The 17,310-nt window shown below is 64.8% G+C and carries 16 protein-coding genes; 10 read left to right on the top strand and 6 right to left on the bottom strand.

Annotated elements, in window-relative coordinates:
• Positions 1–58: 58 nt before the first annotated feature.
• Positions 59–1,735 carry an alpha/beta hydrolase gene (locus tag CH271_RS04165; RefSeq protein WP_179274752.1) on the bottom strand — a complete coding sequence of 559 codons (1,677 nt, stop codon included), beginning with the start codon at positions 1,733–1,735 and terminating at the stop codon, positions 59–61.
• A 62-nt stretch (positions 1,736–1,797) separates the two neighbouring features.
• Between CH271_RS04165 and CH271_RS04160 the strand changes: the two genes are divergently transcribed.
• The 3 genes from CH271_RS04160 (at position 1,798) to CH271_RS04150 (ending at position 4,439) form a co-directional block, all read left to right on the top strand.
• The gene (locus CH271_RS04160; RefSeq protein WP_037187041.1) at positions 1,798–2,577 is read left to right on the top strand and encodes a PIG-L family deacetylase; all 780 of its coding nucleotides are present in this window, start codon (positions 1,798–1,800) and stop codon (positions 2,575–2,577) included.
• Between the two features lie 78 nt (positions 2,578–2,655).
• Positions 2,656–3,609: a daunorubicin resistance protein DrrA family ABC transporter ATP-binding protein gene (locus tag CH271_RS04155; RefSeq protein ID WP_037187039.1), complete on the top strand. Its 954-nt coding sequence runs from the start codon at positions 2,656–2,658 to the stop codon at positions 3,607–3,609.
• Positions 3,606–4,439 (top strand): ABC transporter permease, encoded by an 834-nt coding sequence (locus CH271_RS04150; protein ID WP_094632720.1) that lies wholly within the window; start codon positions 3,606–3,608, stop codon positions 4,437–4,439. The genes CH271_RS04155 and CH271_RS04150 overlap by 4 nt, the downstream gene beginning before the upstream one ends.
• Here the strand turns inward: CH271_RS04150 and CH271_RS04145 are convergent.
• Positions 4,436–7,681, bottom strand: coding sequence for a BTAD domain-containing putative transcriptional regulator (locus tag CH271_RS04145; protein WP_256986217.1), 3,246 nt, complete (start codon positions 7,679–7,681; stop codon positions 4,436–4,438). The two genes, CH271_RS04150 and CH271_RS04145, sit on opposite strands and share 4 nt — an antisense overlap.
• Before the next feature lie 159 nt (positions 7,682–7,840).
• On the opposite strand from CH271_RS04145, the gene CH271_RS04140 reads away from it, so the two are divergent.
• Positions 7,841–9,097 carry an Hsp70 family protein gene (locus CH271_RS04140; RefSeq protein ID WP_143546002.1) on the top strand — a complete coding sequence of 419 codons (1,257 nt, stop codon included), beginning with the start codon at positions 7,841–7,843 and terminating at the stop codon, positions 9,095–9,097.
• Positions 9,098–9,144: 47 nt separating this feature from the next.
• Entirely contained in the window at positions 9,145–10,014 is an 870-nt protein-coding gene (locus CH271_RS04135; protein WP_094632717.1) for a 1,4-dihydroxy-2-naphthoate polyprenyltransferase, read from the top strand.
• Here CH271_RS04135 and CH271_RS04130 read toward each other — a convergent pair.
• Both CH271_RS04130 and CH271_RS04125 read right to left on the bottom strand, forming a co-directional pair.
• Positions 10,011–10,391 carry a phage holin family protein gene (locus tag CH271_RS04130; protein WP_037187032.1) on the bottom strand — a complete coding sequence of 127 codons (381 nt, stop codon included), beginning with the start codon at positions 10,389–10,391 and terminating at the stop codon, positions 10,011–10,013. The genes CH271_RS04135 and CH271_RS04130 overlap by 4 nt on opposite strands.
• A gap of 44 nt (positions 10,392–10,435) precedes the next feature.
• Positions 10,436–10,861, bottom strand: a complete 426-nt coding sequence (locus CH271_RS04125) for a nitroreductase/quinone reductase family protein (RefSeq protein ID WP_256986216.1) — start codon at positions 10,859–10,861, stop codon at positions 10,436–10,438.
• A gap of 268 nt (positions 10,862–11,129) precedes the next feature.
• Between CH271_RS04125 and CH271_RS04120 the strand changes: the two genes are divergently transcribed.
• The 3 genes from CH271_RS04120 to CH271_RS04110 are packed head-to-tail and all read left to right on the top strand — an operon-like array spanning position 11,130 to position 15,116.
• Positions 11,130–12,314, top strand: coding sequence for an HNH endonuclease signature motif containing protein (locus CH271_RS04120; RefSeq protein ID WP_179274751.1), 1,185 nt, complete (start codon positions 11,130–11,132; stop codon positions 12,312–12,314).
• 25 nt (positions 12,315–12,339) lie between these two features.
• Positions 12,340–14,799, top strand: a complete 2,460-nt coding sequence (gene pepN, locus CH271_RS04115) for an aminopeptidase N (RefSeq protein ID WP_094632715.1) — start codon at positions 12,340–12,342, stop codon at positions 14,797–14,799.
• Positions 14,800–14,804: 5 nt separating this feature from the next.
• A complete protein-coding gene (locus CH271_RS04110; RefSeq protein ID WP_094632782.1) occupies positions 14,805–15,116 on the top strand; it encodes a hypothetical protein in 312 nt (103 codons plus the stop codon).
• Between the two features lie 6 nt (positions 15,117–15,122).
• On the opposite strand, the gene CH271_RS04105 is transcribed toward CH271_RS04110, so the two are convergent.
• Both CH271_RS04105 and CH271_RS04100 read right to left on the bottom strand, forming a co-directional pair.
• Entirely contained in the window at positions 15,123–16,205 is a 1,083-nt protein-coding gene (locus CH271_RS04105) for a PLP-dependent cysteine synthase family protein (protein ID WP_037187023.1), read from the bottom strand.
• The gene (locus CH271_RS04100; RefSeq protein WP_082323524.1) at positions 16,202–16,555 is read right to left on the bottom strand and encodes a DUF4229 domain-containing protein; all 354 of its coding nucleotides are present in this window, start codon (positions 16,553–16,555) and stop codon (positions 16,202–16,204) included. The genes CH271_RS04105 and CH271_RS04100 overlap by 4 nt, the downstream gene beginning before the upstream one ends.
• A gap of 198 nt (positions 16,556–16,753) precedes the next feature.
• Here CH271_RS04100 and CH271_RS04095 point away from each other — a divergent pair, with 198 nt between their 5' ends.
• Positions 16,754–16,969, top strand: coding sequence for a BldC family transcriptional regulator (locus tag CH271_RS04095; protein ID WP_037187021.1), 216 nt, complete (start codon positions 16,754–16,756; stop codon positions 16,967–16,969).
• Between the two features lie 136 nt (positions 16,970–17,105).
• Positions 17,106–17,303, top strand: coding sequence for a hypothetical protein (locus CH271_RS04090; protein ID WP_032393904.1), 198 nt, complete (start codon positions 17,106–17,108; stop codon positions 17,301–17,303).
• The last annotated feature ends 7 nt before the right edge of the window (positions 17,304–17,310 follow it).

The following is a 17,310-nucleotide window of genomic DNA, read 5'->3' as shown; positions in this document are numbered from 1 at the left end:
GAGCGGGGCGGAGGCGGGTGGGCGGAGGTGGTGGGCGGACAACCGATCGGCCGACGCCTCAGCCCGCCATTTCCTCGTACAACCGCTCGACGTCCGCATCCGTCCAGCCCGGCGGCTGGAGGATGTCTGCCCACATGTTCACCGCGTCGGCTCCGTAGCTGTGGCCGTGGCCGTCGTCGACGTCGGTGGAGAACACCTGATCGAACGTCAACTGCCAGAAGGTCACGAACGGGAACCACTGCACGCCTGGATCGACGTCGGCACCACGGGTTTCTCGTAGCCAGTCTGGCCGGTTCAGTATCAGATCCGGAGACCACCACACGATGGGATCGGATGCGTGCTGCCAGTACACGATTCGGGGCTCGTCCCATTGCCCGCCGATGTCGAGGTCACCGGACGAGCTGGCGAAACGAACGTGCTCGCCGCCGTCGATGACAGGCAGGATCTCGCGGGATCCGGCGTCGCGCCCACCGGTGATGCGCGCCCACTGCGGCGTGAAGTTGGGATTACCGACCCACAGGGCACCGTCGATGCGCGCGATCATGTCCTGCGCGCCGCTGAACGCATCCTGTCCGCCGTAGGCACCGAGGCTCTCGCCGAACAGCACCAGCTTCGGTCGCGAATCCTCGGGGAGCTCGCTCCACACCTCGTACACCGCCTCGAAGAGAGCCCGTCCGGCATCCTGTGGAGTCTGGCGGTCGGCCAGAAACGCCATCGGGCTCGGCAGGAACGAGTACTGCATCGACGCGATCGCCGAATTGCCGTCGTACAGGTATTCCAAAGGGCGAGCGACGTTCTCGTTCACCCACCCCCGTCCGGTGGTGGTCGCGACGCCCAGGACAGCGCGGGAGAACGCACCCGTGCGTTCGAGTTCTGCCACCACTCGCTCGGCCACGCCCTCGACGGTGTCCGCGGACTCCACGCCCGCGTAGGCACGGATCGGTTGCACCGCAGGCCTTCCGGTGAACTCACTGATCTCGTCCGGCGATACCCCGGACACGACGAAGCGTCGACCCTCCTGCCCCAGGGAATCCCACTCCTCGTTGGACGCGTCCGAACCCGACAGCTCGGCCGCGGTGGGCTTCTCGACGCCCTCGTGGTTGCCGCGGTCTGCAGTCGAGGCCGAACTCTCCGCGACCGCCACGATGCCGCGAATCAACGCGCCGTTGACGGCGAACACCACCAACAGGGCTACGACGACCACGCTGGCGATCCTCGCGACCGGTTTCGGGACGTACTGCTTGCCCCACCGCGTCAACGCCTGAGATGCCCGCCGCAGCAGACGACCCAACGCGAGCACGGCCACGGCAACCACCACGGACACCACCAGCACCGCGATGTACAGCGGCCTGCCGGGATCCTCGACACCGACGAGCTTGCGGACGATCTGCTGCCACCACGACCCCAAGATCAGGAACAGCGGAATCGTCACCGCCGCGGCAACGGCCAACGCCCACCACCCGCGGCGACGCCACTGCTCGGACCAGTTCGGTGACACCCCACAGATCCGAACCACCCACGCGATGAGGCATCCGACGCCGTATCCGATCGCGACGCTGATTCCCGTGGCCACCGCCTGCAGATACCAGGCTCTGGGCAGCAGTGACGGAGTCATCGACAGCGCGAAGAACACCAGAGCAAAGAAAATCCCGACTGGATGCAGTGCGCGGCAGTACCGATCCGCCCGTGAATCCTGCCAATGAGAACGAATCGCGGCCGACCGCTGTGTGGTCATCCGCAGATCGTATTTGCCCGCCGACTGGGCCGCACCCTCTTCGACATGCAAGCATTCACCACATGAGTGTTCTGGTCTGCTTCCACGCACATCCCGACGACGAAGTGTTCGGCACCGGTGGCGTGATGCGTCTCGCAGCCGACGCAGGCCACCGCGTCGTCCTGGTCACCGCCACCGACGGTGCCCTCGGCGAGTACCCCGACGGAATCCTCACCGACGGCGAGACACTGGCCGAGCGCAGACGCGTCGAGCTGGATCGTTCGGCCGCCGTTCTCGGAGTCTCCCGCATCGTGCGGCTGCACTACGCCGATTCCGGAATGGCCGGTACTCCGGAGAACGCGAACCCGGACGCGTTCTGCAACGTCGACGTCGACGCCGCAGCCCAACGCCTGGCCGACGTCCTCCGCGAGGAGCACGCCGATGTCGTGACCATCTACGACCCGAACGGTGGCTACGGTCATCCGGACCACATCCAGGTTCACGTCGTCGGCAAGCGCGCGACCGAGATCGCCGAGACTCCATTCGTCTACGAGACCACCACCAACCGCGATCACATGCGCAAGTTGATGGAGGCCAATCCGCACTGGGGCGAGGAAGCGTCACCGCCGGACATGGAGACGTTCGGTCTGCCGGAAACCGAGATCACGACGGTGGTCGACGTGTCCAGCGTGATGGACGCCAAACGGGCAGCAATGGAAGCCCACGAAACACAGGTCGGCGACTTCGGACCGTTTCTGCAGATGCCTCTGGAGGACCTCGCCACCGCGTTCGGCACCGAATGGTTCAGAAAGCTACGCGGCACCGGTGGCGTCGGCCTCACGGAGACTTCACTCCCACTCTGACCTGACCTGACCTGGCCGGACAGCGGACGCAAGCGCGACGTACGCGTCGTGCAAGCGCCCGGGGCGATCGTTGGCCCCATGACCACACCAGCAATCGAGGCCCAGAACCTCGTCAAGACATTCGGTAAGCACCGCGCAGTCGACGGCGTCAGCCTGACCGTTCCCACCGGGGCGGTGTACGGCGTCCTCGGACCGAACGGCGCGGGCAAGACCACAACGGTGAGCATGCTCGCCACTCTCCTGAGACCCGACGGAGGCTCGGCCCGCGTCTTCGGCCACGATGTCGTCGCCGACGCCACCGCCGTCCGGTCGCTCGTCGGCGTCACCGGCCAGTACGCATCGGTCGACGAGGACCTCACCGCGACCGAGAATCTCGTCGTCTTCTCCCGACTACTCGGGCTCGGTCGCCGCGAGAGCAAAGCCAAGGCCGTCGAACTCCTCGAGGAATTCGGGCTGACCGAGGCGGCGTCGAGACCGTTGAAGATGTTCTCCGGCGGCATGCGTCGACGCCTCGATCTGGCAGCGAGCCTCATCTCGGCACCACCGCTGCTGTTTCTCGACGAGCCGACCACCGGGCTCGACCCCCGCACCCGAGCGCAGATGTGGGACACCATCCGACGCCTCGTCGCCGAGGGCTCGACCGTCCTTCTCACCACCCAGTATCTGGACGAGGCCGACCAACTGTGCGATCGAATCGCCGTCATCGACCACGGCCGCGTCATCGCCGACGACACCGCCGACGGGCTCAAGTCGTCGGTGGGTACATCCGCTCTCGCACTGACTCTGACCGACCGACACCGGATCGACGACGCCCGAGTGTTGGTTGCCGAGCAGCTGGGCGTCGAGGTGTCCGTCAGCCCCGAGTCTGCTCGTCTCACCGCACCGATGACCGACACGTCGATGACCCCCGACATCTTGATTCGACTGCGCGACTTCGGAATCGACGTCACTGAAATCACCGTCACCAAACCCAGCCTGGACGAGGTCTTCCTGACTCTCACCGGCAAGAACGCAGACGAGGACGCAGCATGACAACCACCCTCACCCCACGAGCGTCGACGTACATCGACCCCGCCGACCGACCTGTCGTGCGACACATCGGCCTGGCCCGCACCGCCGCACAGTCCGCCACGATGGGATATCGCGGACTGCTCAAGCTCCGCCACAATCCGGAACAACTCACCGATGTGGTGCTGCTGCCGATCATCTTCACGTTGATGTTCAGCTACATCTTCGGCGGCGCGATCGCCGGAGACGTGAGCTCCTACCTACCGATGATCGTGCCGGGAATTCTTGTCCAGACAGTCATCACCGGTTCCGTCGTCACCGGCACCCAGCTGCGAGAAGACATGGACAAGGGTGTCTTCGACCGCTTTCGATCACTCCCGATCGCTCGAATCTCCCCGCTTGCAGGCGCATTGATGGCCGACGTCATCCGCTATCTCATCGCCGCGGTCGTCTGCTTTCTCACCGGATTCGCGATGGGCTATCACCCGGCGGGCGGAGCACTCGGTCTCCTCGGGGCGGTGCTGCTGGTGATGTTCTGCGCCTGGGCGATCAGCTGGATCTTCGCGCTCCTGGGCACCCTGATGAGCAAAGCTTCCTCGGTCCAGGGCATCTCGATGCTGGTGTTGTTCCCACTGACGTTCCTGTCCAACGCCTTCGTCGACACCAGCACGATGCCGAGCTGGCTGCGCGCCTTCGCCGATGTCAATCCCGTCTCACACCTGGTGACGGCGGTCCGAGAGCTGGCGAACAACGGGCACTTCGGTATTCACGTCGTGTACTCACTCGTCGGAGCCGCAGTCATCGTCGCGATCTTCGCCCCACTGACCGTCAGAATGTACATGCGCAAGGCCTAGACCAGCGCGAGCAACCGCAGAATCTCTTGCAGCGCACCACTTCTGGTGAATTCAGCGGCCCGAGCGAGCCCGGCATCGACCTCGCGGTCACCGGCAATCGCTCGGGCCGCTCTCAGATGCCGATCGATCTGCATCGTCGGGAAGTCCTGCCGACCCACCGCCTTCTTCGACACCGCCGACAACTGCACCCCCAATGCCCGGTCTCCCCTGTGAATCTCGAACGAACCCACCGCACACGCAACCGCGCCGAGCATCGGGATGTCGTAGAAACCGCCCGGCACCAACACATTCCACGGCTTGCGCGTCAACGCCGCCACTGCATCGGCCACGTCCTCGGCACGACCGTGCAGAACGTGCGCACCGACGGCTGCACACACCAGAATGGTCATGAACGGATCACTCGGATCCTCCGACGGCCACCCACCCAACGCCAGTGCGCCGCGAAAACCCTCGAGACCCAGCTCGACGGCACCGTCCTCGAGATCCGCCGCAGCCCGCGCCGCCGTCAGCGACGCGGAACTCGACCGCTGCTGAGCGCGATCCCAGCGGGCACCGATGTCGTTGTCCGAGGGTGGATCGAGGGTGATCTCCTGCCCGTGCGCCACGGCTTCCAACTCGTCGATCAATCCGCGTCCCTCGTCGACACGACCGGCCCCGATCAACGCCATCGCAAGAAAAGTGCGCGTCTGCACGCTCTCCTCGAAAGCGTGCATCTCCCACATGACGTCGGCCGAGATTCGGTAGTACTCCACGGCCCGTGCGTAGTCGCCCGACAGCCCGTACGAGCTGGCCAGCGTCTGCGCTGTCGAGCCGACGGCCCACAGGTCGCCCCGACGCCGTGCGATGACGAGCGCCTGCTCGCCGTCTCGGATCGACTCGTACAGGCGGCCCGAGTTCTGAGCCAGCATCGAGCGAACGACGTACGCGTTGCAGCGAACGTCGTCGTGTTCGGATCGAATGGCAAGGGCCAGCTTGCGGGCCACACCCCGACCCCCGGCGTGGTGGACCAGAACCTCCGAGTTGAAGCGCAGCCCCGGCGATATCCCCGCCCGACTGTGCAACAGGTGCCGGAGGTCCACCCTGATGCGAGCTATCCGACGCAGATTTCCGCCGTAGGCGTAGTGCGCCGCCAGCACCAGCAGGGCCATCGCGGCATTGTCGTCGGGCGTGCCGAGCATCCCGTCACGCATGCTGGCCTGCACTCTGTCTGCCCAGTTGAGCACCTCCGAATGCGCCCCACGCATGGCCCAGAAATAGCCCAGTACCGAGAACAACGTGCACACGTTGTCCGAGAACTGTTGCCCGAACGAGTGTCTCATCACCGACAGCAGGTTGTCGTGTTCGGCTTCCATGAGCGCGACCATCTCGGCCGGGTGCCCACCGGAGTAGCCGGCGGATACTCGAACCGCGACCGATGTCGACCACTCGCGCAGCCGAACTGCGACGGCTTCGGCCTCGCCACTGGCGTCGAGTTGCTCCTCGCCGTACTCGCGCACTGTCTCGAGCATGTGGTACCGAATACCGATCGGCGTCTCGACAACGCTGAGCATGGACTGATTCACCAGACCGTCGAGCGCAACCGAAACATCCTCCACTGCAGCCCATTGCGCCACCTGCCTCGCGGCGTCGAGATCGAATCCCGCCGGAAGTCGACACAGTCGACGCAGCGCCGCCTGCTCGGTGGCGTCGAGCAGATTCCAGCTCCAGTCGATGACGGCATGCAACGTCCGATGCCGTTCCGGCCTGGTTCGATCCGCCGATCGCAGCAGCGTGAAGCGACGGTCGAGCCTCGCGTCGATCTCCTCGACGCTCATCGACTTGACCCGCGCCGCAGCCAGTTCGATCGCCAACGGCAAGCCGTCCAACGTACGGCACAGTCGGGCCACGGCGTCGGGTTCGAGGCGCGCCGACGGCCGGACCGCCCGCGCCCTGATACAGAACAGTTCCGTCGCAGGCGAATTCGAGCCGGTGACACCCAACGACGGCAGGGGGAAGACCGACTCGGCCGTGATCCCCATCGGGGAACGCGACGTCGCCAGCACCGTCACCGCGTCGGTCGACGCCACCAGGGCGTCGACCACCACCGCGACCTCGTCGATCACGTGCTCGCAATTGTCGAGAATCAGCAATCCCCGCCGCGTCGAGAAGACATCGACCAGTCGTTCCCGAATCGAATGGATCCGGGTGACCTGAAGCCCACCGACCTTGACGTCGGCCTCGGTGAGCCCGAGGGTCGCTCCGATCGCCGAGGCGACATCCTCCTCGCTGCGCAGCGAAGCCAGTTCGACGAACGCCACCGACATGTGGGCCGCAGCGCGGCGACCGAGCTCGTGTGCGATCCGCGTCTTACCCGCACCGCCGGGGCCTAGGACAGTGACGACACGAGAACTGCCGAGCAGTTCCTCGATCGCGTCGACGTCGTCGCCTCGTCCGATGAGTGCGTTCGGTGCGGCACGCAGACCGATGATCTGCAGCATCTTCGGTGCGGTCTGTCCCAGAATTTCGGTGTTCACCGCGGTCACGGCCGGCGAGGGGTCGGTTCCCAGACGTTCGGCGAGTTCGGTTCGCAACGCCGCGAACACCGTCAGGGCATCGTTGGATCTGCCTGCGCCGTGCATTGCACGCATGAGGTCGGCGGTGGCGAGTTCGTCGCTTGGATCTGCGGCGACTCTCGCCTGTGCGAGCGGGATTGCGTCATCGAAACGGCGCAACCCCAGTAGCGCCGAGATCTGTACGGACCTGAGCGCCGCCTCGAGCAGTTCGGCCTGTACTCGGACAGATTCCGGCGGCTCCCCTCGCCACAGGCTCAGGGCGTCGAGCGCGCCGTCGAGGGCGTCCTGCCACTGCGCAGAAGCGAGTCGAGCCTCGGCCGCACGGGTGAGGACACGCGCGCGGCCGAGGTCGGTCTCCTCGGTATCGAGAGCCAACCGATAGCCGCCGCGATCGCTCTCGAGAACGCCCGTGGGCAACACAGAACGCAGCCGAGAGATCTGCGTCTGCAGAGCGTTCTTCGGCGAACGGGGAGGCTCGTCCTGCCACACCTCGTCGATGAGGACCTGCGCCGACCGCATGCGCCCCGGCACCAGCGCCAAGGCCACCAGCAGGGCCTGCGCCCGCGCACCCGGTACCGGAACGAGATCGCTGTCGATTCGGGTCGCGACGTCGCCGAGGATCCCCACCACCGGGAAGTCGCTGGTGAGGTGCTTCGTTCGAGGATGCGCGATGTCGTTGGGCACTGCCACCAGATCGTAGGCCGATGATGGGACCCCCTCGACCTGGCGTTCGGATTGTTTCGAGCCTCTAACCAAACCGCGAGACGGTACAGTGTTCACGTCGCCTGCCATGAGGGCGAGTTCTTCATACCTGAACACCGTCACCGAAATGGAGAGGCCGGAGAAGCGATGCGTTCGTCAGTGGGTGTGTCCCTGGGCACGTGCGGCATTCGCACGGCGCGGACCACCGAAGACGGCGCATGGACCGACGGCACCCCGTTCGACGACTGGCAGCTCTCCCCTACGGCATCCGACGTCGCGCGCGTCGTCCGCGGCGTCGTCGACAGTCCGGACGCGCCCCAATCACTCGGCGTCGCCTATCGCACCCCCGAGGAACGCACCGAGATCGCCGACGCGCTGGCCGAGGAGTACGTCTCCGACGTCCACCTCATCGACAAGACCGGCGCGGCAATGGAGTACCTACGCCCAGGGCTCCCCTCCCACCACCGAACGATCGCGTTGTTCGACGCAGGCGAAACCGGAGTCGACGTCGACATCGTGGACGTCGAGTCCGGCCGCTCCTACGGTTCGGCGCGATCCACGGCCATCAGCGGTGCCTCCTTCGATGCAGTGGTCCGGGAACACATACTCGGTCTCGGCATAGTGCGTCCGCCCCAATCTCCGGACGAAGACAGTGCGCTGACGGCCTTCTGCCGCGGAATCAAGGAAGCACTGTCCTCGCACCTGACCACCAGCACACCCGATGGCGAGCACATCCTCCTCGAGCGCCACATCTTCGAGCTGTCGATTGCACGCTCCACCGAGGAGGCCGCCGAGACGGTGCGCCGACTCGGTCGCGAAGCCGAGTTCTATCCCGACGCCGTCATCGCCATCGGCGGGACGTCCAACGTTCCGTTGGTCCGGGCCACCCTCGAACGCTTCCTGCAGCTGCCGGTCATCGTCCCGGACAGGCCCGAGCTGGTCGTCGCCGGTGGTGCCGCAGTGCATGCCACCCATGTCGATGCGACCCACGTGCCGCCCCTCGTCTCGCACCGTCCAGCACTCGCGCGACTCGGCATGATCGCACTACCGATCGCAGGCGTCATCGCCGCGATCGGACTGTTCACCGCACTCGGATCCAGCGACGAGAGTCAACCGCTGAGCACCCCCGCCAGCGTCGGTGATTCGGTTCCGCGAACCACCACGCCTGCGGCCTCCAGCACCACGACGGCCACATCGTCACCGATCCCCGACATCCCACCTCCCCCACCGACCACCACCGCGCCTCCGGCTGCTGCCGCCGATTCCTCGCCCTACGTGCAGTACCAGCAGCCGCACTACTACCCGCCTGCACCTCCGCCTGCCCCGACCGTGCCCCTGCCACAGATTCCGGGCGTTCAGATGCCCGTCATCCCGTTACCGGTATTGCCGCGCCTGCCGTTCTGACCGGCCGCGTTCTCACCCGTCGGACAGATACGGAAAGATCCTCGCTCATGGCCACCACTGCGCAATGGATCGAAGGTGCGCGACCGCGCACACTCCCGAACGCGATCGCCCCTGTCCTCGTCGGCACCGGTGCGGCCGTGTCGCTGGACGGAGGAGTGTGGTGGAAGGCGCTGCTGGCGTTGATCGTCTCGTTGGCTCTGATCGTCGGCGTCAACTTCGCCAACGACTACTCCGACGGAATCCGCGGCACCGACGACGATCGAGTCGGGCCCCTCAGGCTGGTCGGTTCGAAGGCCGCGTCCGCCGGAGCCGTCAAGAAAGCCGCCATCGGTTGCTTCGCAGTCGGTGCAGTGGCCGGACTGGTCCTGGCTGCGACGAGCGCGTGGTGGTTGGTCATCGTCGGACTCGTCTGCATCGCCGGTGCCTGGTACTACACCGGCGGCTCGAAGCCGTACGGCTACAGCGGTTTCGGTGAGATCGCCGTGTTCGTGTTCTTCGGTCTCGTTGCGGTTCTCGGCACCCAGTTCGTGCAGGCCGAGACGATCGACTGGGCGGGAGTACTGGCAGCGGTGGCCGTCGGATCGTTCTCGAGTGCAGTCCTGGTTGCCAACAACCTTCGCGACATCCCCACCGACACCGAATCCGGGAAGCTCACTCTCGCAGTGCGATTGGGCGACGCCCGCACCCGCTACCTGCATCTCGCACTACTGGTCGTGCCGTTCGCGATGACCGTCGCTCTGATCGCTCGCACCCCATGGGCACTGGTCGGCCTGCTCGCGCTCCCCTTCGCCGCTCGCGCGAATTCCCCGGTGCGCAAGGGAGCTCACGGATTCGAGCTGATTCCTGCACTGCGCGATTCGGGCCTGGCGATGCTCGTCTGGGGCGCGAGCACCGGCGTGGCGTTGGCCTTCGCCTAGCGCTTGTCGGGAACGAACGCGCCCAGCAGAAAATTCACGATCGAGATGATGATCGCGCCCCAGAACGCCGCGGCAAACCCGACAATCTCGAGGCCGTAGCCGGTCTGCGACGACAGCCAACCCGTCAACAACAGCATCAACGCGTTGATCACGAGAGTGAACAGCCCGAGAGTCAGAATCAGCAGTGGCAGCGACATGAGCTGCACCAGCGGCTTGATGAACGCATTGACGACCGTCAACACGGCCGCGATACCGAGCAGCACCACGATGTCCCACCCATCGCCGCGCCCCGAGCTGGTGACAGTGATGCCGTCCACGAATTCCTTGGCAACCCAGATGGCAACGGCGTTGATCACGAGCCGAATCAAAAAGTTCATGGCGCCATCGTAGGGTTCGTCAGCGTCCCACGGCTACGACGTATTCAGCGCTCCAAGTCGATGTCGACAGTTACTCGCCCACGATCGTCACGAGTCGCCACGGCAAGGCCGGAATGATGGACGCCGCCGAGGTCGACATCGACTCGACCGCCGTCGTTCTCGAAATTTCGCCACCAGTTCTTCTTGTCCGGCACGGCCACCGCAACTTTCACGTGATTGCCCGTTCGCTTGTAGGCCACAGGCAGTGAGAACTCCTTGCCGGATTTTCGGCCGGTGTAGGTCAGGATTCCCATCGACCGCCCCAGCACTCTGTCGAGTACCGGTGCCTTCATGACGACCACAAAAACCTTGTTGAACGCTGCTGCCGACTTCTGAAAGGTGTTCACTGTGCCGCCTCCGGGATTGCCCTGCACGTGCTGCCGAGCGTAGCGGCGTCGCAGGCCGATGGAGTCGTCACTGCGAAGACACACCGTCCTCCATCGAGGCCCATCAGCGTCAGAACTTGTCGGTGGTCGGTTCTACACTTCTCGGCAACGGGTCGAATACGAGTTCGACTCTTCGTCGCTGGGGGGTGACATGGGGCTACGCGAGTCGACGTGGATGGCGGACGATCACTGTGCACTCGCCGACGTTCTCGGTGCGCGCCGGACGATAAACGCCGCCGCAGCATCGGAACTGGCGCTCATGGACGACTACGTTCATGGCCGAACACTATGCGCCTCGCCGTGGGACACAGGAGTGACCGAAAAAGATCTGTACAGCTCGGCGATCTGCGAACTTGCTGCGGCACTGTCGTCCACCTTCGCCGCCGTTCACAACAAGCTTCAAATGTGGCGTCAACTGCGTCCCCTCGTACGGAACAGTTTCATCGACGGCTCGCTCGACATGGAGCGGGTCAAGACGATCCACGACCATCTGCTTCATGCGCGTCCGGAAACAGTCGTCGCCATCGAACCCGAGGTTCTCAAAGCTGCCGCAGAAATGGCACCGGGCACCCTGGGTCGCGAGATCGACCGACTGCTCACCGAAGCCGATCCGGATTGGGACCGCGAAGTACGCAAGCGTGCCGCGCGCACAGAGAAGCGCATCCGGGTTCGTCGACGGGCACGAGGACTGTCGAGCCTCACCGCCGTGATGACCGACGGCGAAGCCGACGAACAGCTTTCGCGAATCGGTGCCGAAGTCTCCCGCTTGCACCCCGAGGATCCGCGTTCGGACGATCAACGACGGGGCGACGCACAGACTGCACTGATGCGCGGCGAGACACTGCTGTGCGAGTGCTCGACGTGCCTGACCTCTCGAGGTGACGTCGCGGATACCGAGGCTCCCGAACACGGTGAGCCGGTGGCAGTGAAGCCCGAACGTTCGGACGCAAATGCCGACGCCACCGGTGAAACAGCCACCGAGGGAACGAGTTCCGCACCGCCGGGACCCGAGCGCCCGACGAGGGAGCAACTGGACAAGTCACCGACGGACCCACTCCCACCCGATACAACGACTCGATCGAGACCGGGCGGAGGGACCTTGATCGAACGCTGGCGTGCCATCGTCGAGAACAATCCTCGCGCAGTCCACGCCCTACACCCCGACGGCCACGGAGGCATGACGACCCCGCCGCCGGGGGCACTGACCTACGGCCCGAGCAGGGCCCTTGCCGCGCAGGTTCGGGCCGAACATCCGTACTGCCTGCATCCTGGCTGCAACGTGCCTTCGGAGCGGTGCGACCTCGACCACATCGTCGAATTCGATCGGCAGAATCCGGAGCGAGGGGGTTGGACGATCCAGACGAACATCGGACCACGCTGCCGGCTCCACCACAACCTCAAAACGCGCAAGCTCTGGCGCACCGAACTACTACCGGAAGGTGTCCTTCATATCGCCGACCCTCTCGGAAATCACTACTTCACCGCGCCGACCCTGTGAAAACCGATCGCATAGGGTTGGTTCGGTGAGCACCGCGAATCTGACCCGGACCGAAACTCGTAGGCGATCGCGCCACATCAGCGGGGTGAATTACCGCGTTCACCTGGATCTTCTACGCGCAGAGGATGCGGACCTCGACACCTTCGAGACCGTGACAACCATCGAATTCGACGCGACCACGGCTGCGACATGGGTGGATTTCATCGGTGCAGCAGTCGACGAAGTCACCGTGAACGGCATCGACACGGCGGTCGATTACGACGGCTCCCGGATTCAACTGGTCGGGCTCGCCGAGCACAACATCGTCCGGATTCGTGCGCAGGGACGGTACAGCCGGTCGGGTGAAGGACTACATCGGTTCGTCGATCCCGTCGACGACAACGTCTACCTCTACACGCAGTACGAACCGGCCGATGCACGCCGGGTGTTCGCGAACTTCGAGCAACCGGACCTCAAAGCCCCATTCACTCTGACGGTCACGGCTCCACCGAAATGGACCGTGCTTTCGAACCGCGAGGGAGTCACCGCCGACACGGTCACCACATTCGCGCCGACCCTGCCGATATCGACCTACATCACCGCAGTTGCGGCCGGTCCGTATCACCGCGTCCAATCGTCCTGGACGCGAGGCGAACTCACCGTCCCCCTCGGCGCCTATTGCCGCGCGTCTCTCTCCGAGCACTTCGACGCCGAGGACATCTTCGACACCACGAAGCGGGGCCTGGACTTCTTTCACGACAAGTTCGACTACCCGTACCCGTTCGGAAAGTACGACCAGATCTTCGTCCCCGAGTACAACCTCGGCGCGATGGAGAATCCCGGCCTCGTCACGTTCACCGAATCGTACGTATTCCGTTCTGCGGCAACCGAAGCTCAGTACGAAGCCCGCGCAAACACGATTCTCCACGAGATGGCGCACATGTGGTTCGGCGACCTCGTCACGATGCAGTGGTGGGATGACCTGTGGCTCAAGGAATCCTTCGCGGACTTCATGGGTGCGTACGCGTCGGCCGAGGCCACCCGATTCACCGATGCCTGGGTCAGCTTCGCCAATCGGCGGAAAGCGTGGGCGTACCTGCAGGATCAGCTCCCGACCACCCACCCGATCGTCGCGGACATCACCGACCTCGAGGCCGCGAAGCTCAACTTCGACGGCATCACCTACGCCAAGGGGGCGAGTGTCCTCAAACAACTCGGGGCGTTCGTGGGTGCAGACGCCTTCTTCGCAGCGTCCCGCACCTACTTCCGCACCCATGCTTTCGGGAACACCACACTGACCGATTTGCTGAGCGACATGTCCACCGCGAGCGGACGCGACCTCGACACCTGGGCTGCAGCATGGCTGCAGACCACCGGTGTCTCCACGCTCAGTTACACCGGCGATGCCGTCGAGCAGACAGATCCGCGGCCTCACCGAATTGCCGTCGGGCTCTACGACCTCGACGAGGCCGGGAATCTGACGAGAACCGACCGTCGAGAGCTCGACATCACCGAGGCACGAACGCCGGTCGACTTTCCCGATGCCGCGCTGGTTCTGCTCAACGACGACGACCTGACGTACGCCAAGATCCGATTCGACGAGCGCTCGACTACCACCGTGCGGAACCACCTCGATCGCATCGTCGATCCTCTCGCCCGAGGCCTGGTGTGGTCGGCGCTGTGGAACTCCACCCGCGACGCCGAGCTGTCTGCACTCGAATATATCGACATTGCAACCCAATTCGCACCGAACGAACCCAAGATCGGCCTGCTGTCAGCGGTCACGGCGAACGTGGCGTACACCCTCGAGCACTACCTTCCGAAGGACCGACGGGCCGAACCGATCCGGCAGTGGCTCGAGGCGTCGTGGACGCAACTGCACGCGAGCGAGCCTGGGAGCGATACCCAGTTGGTGTGGGCGCGAGCCACTGCGGCCGCGGCCCAACTCGACGGCTCCCGCGCAGCCGACTTGCGCGCACTTCTCGACGGCACGGCTACGGTGTCGGGCCTACGTCTCGATCCCGACCAGCGCTGGTCGTTCTGGTTGGCTCTGGCCGCAACCGGGAACGCGACCTCGGCCGAGCTCGACGCAGAGCTGGCCTCCGATGACACCTCGTCGGGACGTACCGCGCACACCGCAGCGTCGACGGCGATACCCGATGCCGAGGTCAAAGCGAGGGCGTGGACTGCGATCACCGAGCGCGACGATGCGTCCAACGATGTTCTCGACGCCTTCATCACCGGCTTCGGAGCGGGGCACCGACCGGACCTGACCCAGCCTTACGACAACCGGTACTTCGAGTCCATCTCCTCGTTGTGGACCTCGCGCAGCATCGAGATCGCCAGGCGAATCGTCGTCCGCTTGTTCCCGCAGCAGTCGTCGACGGAGGCCGCGGACAGCTGGATCGCCGAGCACGAATGGGCACCGGCGGCCCTGCGGCGCTTGGTGATCGAGCAACGAGACCACTTGGCGAGGAGCCTGCGGGTGCAGGCGCGGCTAGGGTGATGACCATGCTCATCACCGACTCTCGTCGCTCACTTGCCACGTCCGCACTCGCTGCCGGAGGTCTGCTCGGCGGCTTCGCCGTTGCCCGGAAGTCGCACAATCGTCAGCTCGGCGGAGCGGTTCTGGCAGCCGTCGGCGTGGCATGTACGACTCGGTGGCAGAAGTCTTCCGGTTCGACCCGCGCCGGTGTGCTGCTCGGGACCTACCTCGTTGCGTTCGGTGCTTCGCACCCGCTGGCCAAGAAGATCGGTGCCTGGCCGGCGGTCGGGGCGGTGTCCGCTGCAACTGCGGCGGCATCGATGGCGGTGAGCAAGTAGCTCGCCTCAGAGCACCCCGGTACGAATGAACTGTTCGAGGGCTGCGGTCGGTTCGTCGAGATCCATCCCCTGGTTCGAGACCCAGGTGTCGTCGAAGTAGGTCTGCGAATACCGATCTCCGCCGTCGCACAGCAGCGTCACCACACTGCCACTGCGGCCTGCGGCGATCATCTCCGCGATCAATCCGAAGGCACCCCAGATGTTGGTGCCCGTCGATCCGCCCACTCGTTTGCCGAGTGCGTCCGAGGTGAATCGTGCGGCGGCCACGGAGGCGGCGTCGGGCACTGCGATCATGCGATCGATCACCTGGCCGACGAACGAGGGTTCCACGCGCGGTCGGCCGATGCCCTCGATCCGGGAGGACAGTCCTGTCTCGTAGCCCGCGTCCCCGGACTCGTAGCCGCCGATGAACGCCGAATTCTCGGGGTCCACCACTGCCAATTGCGTTGCATGCCTGCGATATCGGATGTAGCGGCCGATGGTGGCGCTGGTTCCTCCGGTCCCCGCACCGACGACCACCCAGTCGGGAATGGGGCATTCCTCGAGCCGAAGTTGGTCGAAGATGGACTCCGCGATGTTGTTGTTTCCGCGCCAGTCGGTGGCCCGTTCGGCGTGTGTGAACTGGTCCATGTAGTGACTGTCGGGCTCGGCCGCGAGTCGATGCGCCTCGGTGTACATCTCGCCGGGCCGATCGACGAAGTGGCACCTTCCACCATGGGACTCGATGAGTGCGACCTTGGCCGGGCTGGTGCTCCGTGGCATCACGGCGACGAACTTCAGTCCGAGCAGTCCGGCGAAATACGCTTCACTGACGGCAGTGGAGCCCGACGATGCCTCGATCACCGTGGTGCGTTCGGTGACCCAGCCGTTGCAGATTGCGTACAGAAAGAGCGACCGAGCCAGCCGATGCTTCAGGCTGCCGGTGATGTGCGTCGACTCGTCCTTGAGGTATAGCGAGATTCCCCAGGCTGCGGGGAGGGGGTATCGCAGCAGGTGCGTGTCGGCGCTGCGCTGGGAATCGGCCTCGATCAACCGGACCGCGTTGTCGACCCATGCCCGTGACCCGGAGTGATCGACCGACCTGGTCATTTCTTGCCGTCTTCACCGCGCAGCTTCGACTGCAGGTCCGCGCGGGCGGCGCGCCTGTCCTCGTCGACAGCTGCGATGGATTCGTTCACGCGGATGCGCATGTTCTTGAACAAGAGCAGCGACAGTGGCAGCGAGATCAGCACCGAGAAAATCGCGGCCACGAGCACCGGAACTTCGACGCCGAAGAGTAAACCGACGCCGACGATGACGGCGGCGATCACGATGACGAGCGCCAGTCGCGCGAAGGTGTAGACACCGAGGTTGACGGCGAGAGACTTCTTCGCCGACCTACCTGGCGCGACATTTTCGCTGGTCGGATCGTTGCTGTCGGCATTCGTCGCGTCACTCACGGGTCCCAATCTACCGGGCTCGGCCGGCACTCCGACCCACCCCCGGCATGACCGATTTGTCCATTACCTCCCCTTTACCAACCTTGTATCAGTCGAGTACCTAGGGGTTCGAGTGCAACCATGGGGATCGAACGCAAGAGACCGATATCTCCGGTTCGACGCATATGCGCCGAACCGAATCGTAGGAGGACACGACAGATGAGCGCACCCACATTCCACAAGGCTCAGGACTCACTTCTCACGCCGGGTCAGGTAGCCGCGCTTTTTCACGTCGATCCCAAGACGGTGACACGCTGGGCACACGCCGGCCGCCTCGGTTCGCTCCGCACTCCGGGCGGGCACCGTCGATTCCGTGAGACCGAGGTCATGCAACTGCTGACCTCTCTGACTACGGAAGCCGGCGCACACCACTGATTCGCAAGCCCCGGAGAGCACACCGCCCGCGGTAGCCGCACCCTGACGAACTCATCGAACATTCTCAGGAATCTTCGACGCTCGACGGGTGCGGGGGCCGTTGCATCACGGCTACCCTCGTAGTAGGAGGTGCGTCGTGATCTATCTATTGGCGTTGATCGGCTTGGTGGCAGTGATCGTGCTGTTCTGGAAGGCATTCGGACCCAGCACCCAGGCTCCACCGACCCGCACTGTCGGACCCGATGACGATCCCGATTTTCTGTGGCGAATCAACCGTGAAGCTCGCCGCGGAGGGAAAGACGGGACCGAGGCCGGTACCGAACCCAGTGAGTAAGGTCCGG

It is taken from the genome of Rhodococcus sp. 05-340-2, assembly GCF_002258915.1.
Taxonomy (GTDB): Bacteria; Actinomycetota; Actinomycetes; order Mycobacteriales; family Mycobacteriaceae; genus Rhodococcoides.
Note: the sequence above shows the minus strand (reverse complement) of the source record. Positions and strands in the feature narration are given on the sequence as shown.